This is a genomic window from Mycobacterium sp. (assembly GCF_049683935.1).
GTDB lineage: Bacteria > Actinomycetota > Actinomycetes > Mycobacteriales > Mycobacteriaceae > Mycobacterium.
In genome coordinates, this window is record NZ_JBAUJR010000083.1 from 1 (window position 1) to 9,632 (window position 9,632).

The 9,632-nt window shown below is 65.5% G+C and carries 10 protein-coding genes; 3 read left to right on the plus strand and 7 right to left on the minus strand.

The annotated features are described in order from the left end of the window. Both WA965_RS04720 and WA965_RS04725 read left to right on the plus strand, forming a co-directional pair. The coding region (locus tag WA965_RS04720) for an acyl-CoA dehydrogenase family protein (protein ID WP_526447151.1) at nt 1-719 on the plus strand (719 nt) is incomplete at its 5' end. An 11-nt stretch (nt 720-730) separates the two neighbouring features. Next, entirely contained in the window at nt 731-970 is a 240-nt protein-coding gene (locus tag WA965_RS04725) for a hypothetical protein (protein WP_526301243.1), read from the plus strand. A gap of 4 nt (nt 971-974) precedes the next feature. Here the strand turns inward: WA965_RS04725 and WA965_RS04730 are convergent, their stop codons facing one another. From WA965_RS04730 to WA965_RS04755, 6 genes are all read right to left on the minus strand, one after another. Next, nucleotides 975-2,582, minus strand: a complete 1,608-nt coding sequence (locus tag WA965_RS04730; protein ID WP_526447153.1) for a diflavin oxidoreductase — start codon at nt 2,580-2,582, stop codon at nt 975-977. Nucleotides 2,583-2,671: 89 nt separating this feature from the next. Beyond that, nucleotides 2,672-3,286: a TetR/AcrR family transcriptional regulator gene (locus tag WA965_RS04735; protein ID WP_526301239.1), complete on the minus strand. Its 615-nt coding sequence runs from the start codon at nt 3,284-3,286 to the stop codon at nt 2,672-2,674. Between the two features lie 141 nt (nt 3,287-3,427). Further along, a complete protein-coding gene (locus tag WA965_RS04740) occupies nt 3,428-4,300 on the minus strand; it encodes a sugar phosphate isomerase/epimerase family protein (protein WP_526301237.1) in 873 nt (290 codons plus the stop codon). Continuing rightward, a complete protein-coding gene (locus WA965_RS04745) occupies nt 4,300-5,304 on the minus strand; it encodes a substrate-binding domain-containing protein (RefSeq protein ID WP_526301235.1) in 1,005 nt (334 codons plus the stop codon). The genes WA965_RS04740 and WA965_RS04745 overlap by 1 nt, the downstream gene beginning before the upstream one ends. Before the next feature lie 22 nt (nt 5,305-5,326). Next, nucleotides 5,327-6,325 (minus strand): sugar phosphate isomerase/epimerase family protein, encoded by a 999-nt coding sequence (locus WA965_RS04750; protein WP_526301233.1) that lies wholly within the window; start codon nt 6,323-6,325, stop codon nt 5,327-5,329. Nucleotides 6,326-6,346: 21 nt separating this feature from the next. Further along, nucleotides 6,347-7,555: a Gfo/Idh/MocA family protein gene (locus WA965_RS04755; protein WP_526301231.1), complete on the minus strand. Its 1,209-nt coding sequence runs from the start codon at nt 7,553-7,555 to the stop codon at nt 6,347-6,349. A 180-nt stretch (nt 7,556-7,735) separates the two neighbouring features. Here WA965_RS04755 and WA965_RS04760 point away from each other — a divergent pair, with 180 nt between their 5' ends. Further along, nucleotides 7,736-8,713, plus strand: coding sequence for a LacI family DNA-binding transcriptional regulator (locus tag WA965_RS04760; RefSeq protein ID WP_526301229.1), 978 nt, complete (start codon nt 7,736-7,738; stop codon nt 8,711-8,713). Nucleotides 8,714-8,782: 69 nt separating this feature from the next. Here the strand turns inward: WA965_RS04760 and WA965_RS04765 are convergent. Then, nucleotides 8,783-9,632 (minus strand): MFS transporter (locus WA965_RS04765; RefSeq protein ID WP_526447155.1); only part of this gene is annotated, 850 nt, incomplete at its 5' end.

A 9,632-nucleotide genomic window follows, 5' to 3' on the forward strand; every position in this document is an offset into this window, starting at 1 on the left:
ACTGGGCACTCACCGGCACCGTCGAGCTGGTCGTTGACGCGAGCGCCGCCGACACCCTGCTCGTCGCCGCGACAGGACCCGACGGTGTCGGACTCTACGCTGTTGACACCGATGGCCCCGGGGTGCAACGGCTTTCATTGAACACCCTCGATCTGACCCGGCCGCAGGCCACCGTCGAACTGCGGGACGCGCCCGGGAGGCTCGTCGCAGGCCCCGATGAGGCCGACCGGGTGATCACCCACGCGCTGCAGGTCGGCTCGGCTCTCCTGGCTGTCGAACAGGTCGGCGCAGCGCAGCATCTACTCGATCTGTCCGTCGAGTACGCGAAGAGCCGACTTCAGTTCGGCAGGGCCATCGGATCGTTCCAGGCGGTCAAGCATCGCCTCGCCGATGACCTCGTCGCACTCGAGCACGCGAGATCGACGGCTTACCATGCGATCTGGGCGCTGACCGACGGATCCGACGATCCGGCACTGGCGGTCAGCATCGCGCAGGCGACGTGTTCGTCGGCGTTCACCCGGGTCGCGACCGACACGATCCAGGTTCACGGCGGGATCGGGTTCACCTGGGAACACCAAGCGCATCTGTACTACAAGCGCGCCTATACCGACGCGGCACTGCTGGGCACCGCCGAGCAGCACCGGGACCGGGTCGCCGAGATGGTGCTCGGCGCCTCTGACAAAGACGCGCCCCGCGTCGCCACCGGAGTACCCAGGTGAGAGGAAGCACAGTGACACAGACGATTCGGCGCTATCTTGCGGCAGCGGCGTTCGCCGCCGGAGCGATCGCGCTGCCGTTCGCGGCAGGTGTCCAGAGCGTCCCCACGACCTCGTTCGCACAGTGCCCACCCGGCCAGACGGGCGTGATCTACGGGTGCGCTCCGTTCTGCGTCGAAGGCAAGTACCTCAGCCCCGAGAACGGGCTGTGCATGCCGATCGCACCGCCCCCGCCGCCCGCTCCGCGGATGTAGCGGCTCAGTACACGTCCCGCAGGTAACGACGCTGGGTGATGAGGTCGTTGACGTAGGCATGGGCTCCCGCCTCGTCCAGACCGCCTGCGGCGGAGGCGATTTCATGCAGAGTCTGGTGTACGTCGCGGCCCATGCGCTCGTCGCCGCAGACGTAGAGGTGAGCGCCCTCCTGTAGCCAGGCGAACAGCTCGGCTGCGTGTGCCAGCATGTGGTGTTGCACATACTCTTTCGGGCTTCGGTCACGGGAGAAGGCGGTGTTGAGCCGGGTCAGCACCCCCGACTCCAGGAACCCTGTGAGTTCATCTCCGTAGAGGAAATCGGTCGCGCGGTGCCGGTCTCCGAAGAACAGCCACGACTTGCCCGTTGCCCCCGTAGCTTGACGTTCCTGGAGGAACGCGCGGAACGGTGCGATGCCGGTGCCCGGGCCCACCATCACGATCGGCACATCCGGAGCGGGCAACCTGAAGGAGTCATTGGGCGCCAGGTGGATTCGGACAGCGCCGGCGCGATCGGCCAGAAACCCCGACGCCACACCGGTGTGGTCGCGATCGTCGCGGTGGTAGTGCACGGCCGCGACGGTCAGGTGGATGCGGCCGGGATCGACAAGCGGGCTCGAGGCGATCGAGTAGTCGCGGTGCTGCAGGGGGCGCAGCGTGTCGAGTACTTCATCGACGCTCACGTCGGCGAGTTCGAGCAGGTCGAGAACGTCGCGGCCGTAGAGCCACTCGGTCCGCGCGGCCGAGTCGCTGCTGCCGAGAATCGCCCGCGCCCGGATGTCGCGGGTGCGCGCCGCCACCAGACTCTGCAGCGCCCCCGTTGGTGTCCGGATCTCGAGGTGGTCGGTGAGCAGCACACCCAGTGGCTCGTCGCGGCCGGGTACGACGTGGTTGGCGCCGACGCCCAACCGGCACAGGATCGCGTCTACGAGCGCGGGATCGTTCGTCGGATGGACACCCACCGAATCCCCCGGCTGGTAACTGATGCCGCTGTCGCCGAGGTCGATCTCGTAGTGGCGCACACACTTGTCCGAGCCCGTGGCGGTCAGCTCCCGACTGCCCGCCAAGCGCGCCGGGAACGGATTGCGGCGATGCCACGGTGAATCCTGTTGTTCGACAAGGTCTTGTGTGCTGTCCAGTGCGGGGGCCGCGAACGTCACCTCCGAGAGGAGTTTGATCACGTCGGTGGTCCACCCCTCGGCCGGCTCCTCGAATTCGAGGTCACAGTCGACCCGCTCGGCCAATCGCCGCGCGCCGAGTTCCTCCAACCGCGCGTCGAACATCTTGCCCGCATTGCAGAAGAGCGGATAGAAGCTGTCACCCAGACCGAGGACGGCGAAGGTCAGGTGGTCGAGGCGATCAGCGTCCGTAGAGTTCAGCGACTCCCAGAACACCTCGGCGTCGTAGGGCACTTCACCGTCGCCGTAGGTCGCGGTGATGACCAGAAAGTGTGTTGCCGTGAGCAGGCTCTCCACGGTGAGATCGTTGAGGTACTGGGGTTCGACCTCGATTCCGGCGGCCCTGGCAGCCTGGGCGAACTTCTTCGCGACCATGGCGGAGTTCCCGGTCTCGGTGGCGAACCCCAGGATCAGTTCACACGCAGTGGTGTCGGACATCGATGGCACCTCGTCCCAGCCGGCAATAAGTAAGTACACCCTTAGTTAGGGTGACCTTACTGGCCGGTCGGAGTTCTGTGCGCCGTCCGTCAGCCGTGGTCGGCGGCCACGCCGAGAATCACCGCGCGAATCTGGCTCTGGATGTGGTCGCGCGTGGCCGGCTGTGTCGCACCGTTGGCGAAGCCGAACACCATCCCGCTGAGGAACGTCATCAGCACCGACCCCTGTTCAGCGACGAGCGCTCGATCCAGCGGAGTCTGGGCCGGCTGCATACCGATGACGAGTCGCTCGGCGAGTGACCGGTATCGCTCGAACACCTCTTGAAAGCCGGTCGCCAGATCGGCGTCACGTTTGGCCATCATCGTCAGTTCCAGCCGCGCACGCGTTCGCGAAAGGCTGGGCTCTTCCCGGATCCGGATCATCTGTTCGGCCAGCATCGCCAGGATCGCCTGACCGTCGAGTTGGGCCTGACCCTTGAATGCCTCGGCGAACGCCTCGACGTCATAGCCGACGATCTGGTCGGCGACGCCGTGTAGCAACGCCGAGCGGGTCCGGTAGTAGAACGACGTCGTCCCGTCGGGGACACCGGCGCTCCGGTCGACCTTGAGGTGGCTGAGCCCTCGTGCGCCCTCCTCGGCCAGCAGGGCGATGGCGGCGTCACACAGGTGACGTCGTCGCTCGGCCGGGTTGGGCTTTCGTCGCATCTCTACACGGCGAACTGTAGTTTCTCGGCCGCCGATCGGCGAGAGGGTCGGGTCCTCACCCACCGGCCGGAATTGCGTTCCAGCAGGGGAATGTCGAGTGAGGCCGTGCTGGAATGCAATTCCGGCGATGGTCAGCGGTGGTCAGCGGTGTTTGTTGAGGTAGTCGGTGATGGTTTTGAGTTGGTACCGGGAGACGTCGTGGGCGGTCTCGTCCTCGGCGAACACGCTGGAGACCATCACGGTGTCGTCGCGGTCGTAGAAGCCGAGCCGGCCCAGACCGGAGAAGAACTCGTCCCAGTCGACATCACCGTCGCCGATCTTGAGATGCTGATGCACCCGCACCGGATTACCCGGCGGATTGGTGATGTAACGCAACCCATGCGAGCGGTGATGATCCATCGTGTCCGCGACATGGACCAACCGCAGCTTGTCCCCCGCCGCGGCCATGATCTCGGACATGTTGCCGCCCATGTGGAAGCTGTGACAGGCCACGAACACCATCCCGATGTTCGCCGAGTTCACCCCGCGGATGATCCGCAGCGCCTCCATGCCGTCCTCGACGAAATCGTCCGGGTGCGGATCGATGCGCACATCGATGCCCTCACGCTCGAAGATCGGCACCAGTTCCTCCATCGACCGGAAGAACGCCCGCTCGGATTCCTCGGCACGTTCCGGGCGACCGGAGAACTCGGTGTTGATCACGTTCACCCCCAAATCGACGGTGATCTGCACAACCCGCTTCCAGTTGCGCACCGCCGCCTCCCGGGCATCCTCGTCCGGGCCCGACCACCGCAACACCGGCAACACCGACGCGATCCCCACCCCCGCATCCGCACACGCGCCACGCAACTTCGCCACCAACGCATCATCAGCGCGCGGATGGTTGAAAAACGGAATGAAATCCCGATGCGGAGTCAACTGCAGATACTCATAGCCCAACTCGGCCACCACACGCGGCAACTCCAACAACGAGTAATCATGATGAAACGGCGTCGGATCCAACGCGACCTTCATCAGCGCGTTCCCCTTTCGGCATACTCGGCAATCGCATCGATGTTGGACTTGTCGATGAACGCCGGCCCGGTCAGCGTCGGTTGACCGCCACCCATCACGTTGCCGTTGTTGAGGTAGAGCCACAGCGAGTCGATTGCCAGGTATCCCTGTAGGAACGGCTGCTGGTCAACCGCCCATTGCACCGCGTCGCCGTTGATGGCGTCAACAAGTGCGGCGTTGGTGTCGAACGTCGCGATCCGCGCGTCGCTTCCGGCGTTGTCGACCGAGTCCACTGCCGCCAGGGCGATTGGCGCGCCCAGCGTCATGATGTAGTCGATGGACGGGTCCTGCTGCAGTTTGGCGGTGATGGTCGATTGCACCGACGGCATGTCCGTGCCGTTGACGTTAAGATTCTCCACGTCGCCGTTGAATCCGGTTTTCACTCCGGAACAACGGGATTCGAGCGCGACGTTCCCCTGGTCCTGAATCACGCAGATGACCTTCGTGGCACCGTCCTCGGCGAGGCGCCTGCCTGCGGCCTCACCCGAGATCACTTCATCTTGGCCGTAGAAGGACTTGGCGCCGGCCGCCTTCCAGTTGTCGATGCCGGCATTGAAGGCCACCACCGGAATACCCGCCTCCACCGCAGTGGCAACCGCGGGCGCCAGAGCCTCCGGTTTCGCCAGCGTCACTGCCAGCGCGTCGACCTTGCTGTCGATCGCGTTCTGCACCAGGTTGGCCTGAGCGGGCGCCTCGACTTCACCTGAGTACTTCAGGTCGATGTTGTCCTTGGCCGCGGCGGCCTCGGCACCCTTGCGGATCAGATCCCAGAAGGTGTCACCAGGAGGGCCGTGGGTGACCATCGCGATCGTGAAACGCGGCGTATCGGCCTGGCCGGCAGCCATTCCACCGCCGCCATCGTCGCGAGGTTTACCGCCGGTGCTCGAACATGCGGTCATCGTGACCAGTGCCGTGACGCTGATCGCGACCGCCGCAAATCTCCTGACCCGGGCTGTGTCTGTCATGATGTGAACCTTTCTCCTGAAGTCAACCGACAGTCGCCGAATTGGCGGCTTTGAGTGTTTCGGCCGCGATCTGCAGACCCTCGATCGGCCCGAACTGGGTGTCCTCGTGCTCGATGTTGACCGCCATTTCGGGGTCGACAGCCTCCAGTGCCTGCAGGAACCGGGACCAGAACTCGACGTCGTGGCCGCGCCCGACTGCGACAAAATCCCAGGCCGAGTCTTCGGGCCATTTGTTCACCACATGTCGACCACCCAGCCCGGTCGGGTTCTGGTCCAACGGGATTCGAGTGAATCGCTCGTCAAGGACCCCGTAGATTCGGCAGTTGTCGTTGATGCGGGTGTCCTTGGCGGCAGCGTGGAAGACCAGTGGGCCGAGCCATTCGATCGCAGCCACCGGGTCGATGCCCTGCCAGAACAGGTGAGACGGATCCATCTCGGCGCCCACGTGGGTGGCGCCGGTCTTGTCCACCAGGCGCTTGAGCGTCGGCGGGTTGAACACCAGGTTCTGCGGATGCATCTCTATTGCCACCTTGACACCGTGCGTGCGGGCCAGCGCATCGATCTCCGCCCAGAACGGCACCGCCACCGCGTCCCACTGGTAGTCCAGCGAGTCCAGATAGCCGGAGTCCCAGGTGTTCACGTGCCAGGCGGGCCACTGTCCGCCCGGATGGGCATGCGGCAGACCGGACATGGTGACGACGCGATCGACGCCGAGCAAGCCGGCCACCCGGATCGCCTTACGTAGATCCTCGGCATCCTCGGGACCGACCTCCGGATCGGGATGCAGCGGGTTGCCATTGCAGTTAAGTCCCGCGAGCGACACTCCGGTGCCGTCGAACGTCGACAGGTACTCGCGCGGCGAGACCGCACCCGAGAGGAGGTCGTCGACGGGCAGGTGCGGGGCGGGAAGGAATCCCCCGGCATTGATCTCAGCTCCCGTGAGACCGAGCGAGGCGATGACCTCCAATGCCTCGCGAAGCGGCTTGTCGTGCAGGATTGCGGTGTAAACGCCGAGCTTCATGTTTCTTCGACTCCTTCGAGTTCAGAGGACTTTGACGGTGGTGCCACCCGAGTGGGCGGACTCGGTGACGGCGGCCACGACTCGCAGGCCGTGCAGGCCGGCGGCGAAGCTGGGCAGAGGCCCGAGATCGCCGATGGGGCGAACGGAGCGTGCAGGCGAGGTCACGTCGGCGATCTGGTCGAGGAAAGCCCTTGTCTGGTAAACGAACAGGTCGGCCACCCCGTGACCGACGCCGCCCGCATCCATCGGCAGCCCCCCGCGGATGTAGGGATGATCGGGGCCGATGATCACTCGACGTGGGCCACCGATCTCCGCGCGACCCTCCGTGGTCGAGATCTCGAATTCGCCGGGCCGGTGAAGATCCCAGGCAGCTGACCCAGTGGAGGCGAACAGTTCGAAGCCCAGGCCGTCGGGCAGATTGTGCGCCACTCGTGAGGCCGAGAACGTACCGACCGCGCCATTGGCGAACGTCGCGGTGAACGTGGCGACATCTTCATTCTCGACAGGTGCCATCTCGTCGCTGACGGCGGCCTTGTTGTGCCCGTAGGTGACCCCGAGTGGCACGGGCCGCTCCCTGATCACGGTGGCGAATGCCGCCCCTCCCACCTCGGTGATCGGACCGCAGACGAACTCACCGAGATCGATCAGGTGACTGCCGACGTCGGCGAGTGCGCCGGTGCCGGGGCCACCCCGGTAGCGCCAGGTGATCGGCGAGGTGGGGTCCAGCGCGTAGTCGCACCAGTAGTGCCCGTTGAAGTGGACCAACTCACCGATCGTCCCGGCAGCCAGTTCCCGTCGGATCTGCTCGACTGCGGGTGACCGCCGATAGGTGTAGCCGACTGCAGTCACCCGATCGGAACCTTCGGCGGCGGTGACCATCGCTTCGGCGTCGTCCAGCGTCCCGGCCAGCGGCTTTTCGCACAGGACGTGCTTTCCGGCGGAGAGCAGACCTTCGACGATCTCTCGGTGAAGATGGTTGGCGACCACCACGCTCACCGCATCGATGTCCGGCGCTTCGGCGATCGCTCGCCAGTCGTACTCAGCGCGGTCATATCCGTACCTGCGGGCCGTATCGTCCGCAACCGCCTCGTTGGTGTCAGCAATCGCCACCAGTCGAACATCCGGCCTGTCGGTGCCGAACAGTGTCGTGGCGGAGCGGTACCCGGCGGCGTGCGCCCTTCCGGCCATCCCACCGCCGATGACGGCGACTCCGATCGATGGATTCGTCACTACGCGCAACTCCTTGCCTGGTTGGGACGTGCCTCTGCTGCTTCGCGGAGACGATTCGTTTGTCCGGTCTACTAGACCGGTCTAAGTACGATACTATGATCGCTGTCACATCCGCTGTCAACCCCCTGCCGGCGCAGTTCGAAAGAGGTCTACGTGGTGAGAGATCGGGATCGGCCGACGATGCAAGACATTGCCGACAAGGTCGGAGTATCCAAAGCACTGGTATCGCTGGTCTTTCGGAACGCCACCGGACCGAGTGCCGATACCCGCCAACGGGTCTTCGCCGCCGCCGACGAATTGGGCTACCGGGTCAACCGGACCGCGGCGCTGATGACCGCCCGCCGCACCCACCATCTCGGCATCACGATCAACATTCGCAACAGTTTTCATACCGAGATCGCCGAGCACATCGTCGCCGCCGCCGACCAGAAGGGCTACGAAGTGGTCCTCGGGGCGGTCACTCCGACTCACGGCGAAGCCAAGGTCATCGACACACTGCTTGACTTCCGTTGCGAGGGAATTCTTCTGATTGGCCCTGAGGCGCCTACGAACGAGCTGGCGGATCTTGGAGGAAAGGTGCCATCCGTCGTCATCGGACGCCGGATCCGCGCGGACACACTCGATGTCGTCCGCACCGCCGATGGCCGCGGAATTGGTGCGGTCGTCGACTACCTGGTCGTCCTCGGTCACCAGCGGGTGGTCCACGTGTCCGGAGGCTCAGGTGTCATCGCCGCCGACCGCTGCAACGGCTACCTTCGCGCGATGCGAAAGCACGGCCTGGACCGCTGCGCCAGGGTCATCGACGGCGACTTCACCGAGTCGGCGGGGACAGTTGCAGCACAACAACTCCTAGAAGGCGAGCTACCAACCGCGGTCGTGTGTGCCAACGACCGGCTCGGCGTCGGCGTTCTGGACGCGTTGCGTCGCGCCGGGGTCGATGTCCCAGGGCAGATCTCGGTGACCGGATACGACGACAGCATGCTGGCCCGATTGGGACACATCGATCTGACGACGGTCAGCCAGAGACCTCAGGAGCAGGCAGACCGTGCGGTGGCTGCCGTCATAGAGCGACTCGACGGCGGACGCGAGGACCCGCGCTCAGCGGTGCTCACACCTGATCTGGTGATCGGGGCCACCACCGCGCCGCCGCCACAGTGAAGTTCACCGGGCGTGACAGGGAGGTGCCGTTCATCGTTGCCGCGGACGATTGCGAACTCGTCGGCATCGTTACCCGGTCCCCGGGAAGAATCGCCCATGCTCGCGAAGACTTCGCCGACGTACCGGTGTTTCCGTCTCCCTCTGACCACCGCGGCGGACCGACGCGGCGGCGAACACCGTCGTCAACACACCCAGCAGCATGACCGCCGACGCCACAGCCATCCACTGGCCACCCGACCAGGCGACACCTCCGAGCCATCCGAACACGCTGGAACCTGCGTAGTACCCGATCGTGTACAGCGCGGCCGCCTGCGACCGTCCCCGCTGCGCCCGTGCGGCGACCATGCTCGATGCGACCGCATGCCCGACGAAGAATGCCGTGGTCAACACAGCGACCCCAGAGATGATCGCCACCAGAGAGCCCGAGAGGGTGACGGCCGCACCGAGGGCGATCGTCACTCCGGCGGCGCCCAGCACGACGGTCGGGCCGAAGCGTCCCCCGAGCCGTCCTGCTGCCCGGGACCCCGCGGTGCCGCCGAGATAGGTCAAGAACACCAGCGAGATCGCAGTCGGCGCAAGCTCGTACGGCGCTCCCGCCAGCCTGAACGGTAGGTAGTTGAACACCGTCATCATCGCGCCGGAAAGCAGCATGCCGACGATCAGGATCGGCCACATCCCGGGGTCGCGCAGGTGTGTCACCAGCGAGTCCACGGTCCCGCGAACCCGTGGCGCTGCGTCCGGGCGGGGCAGCAGGCCAATCATCGTGACCATCAGCACCGCGACCGCGACACCGACAACCAGAAGCCCGGACCGCCACCCCCAGTGGTCCGCGGCAGGCACCGCGAACAGGCGCCCGCCGAGTCCGCCCACCGAGGTGGCGGCGACGTAGCTGCCCGCGACCGTCGCGGCACGTGCCGGG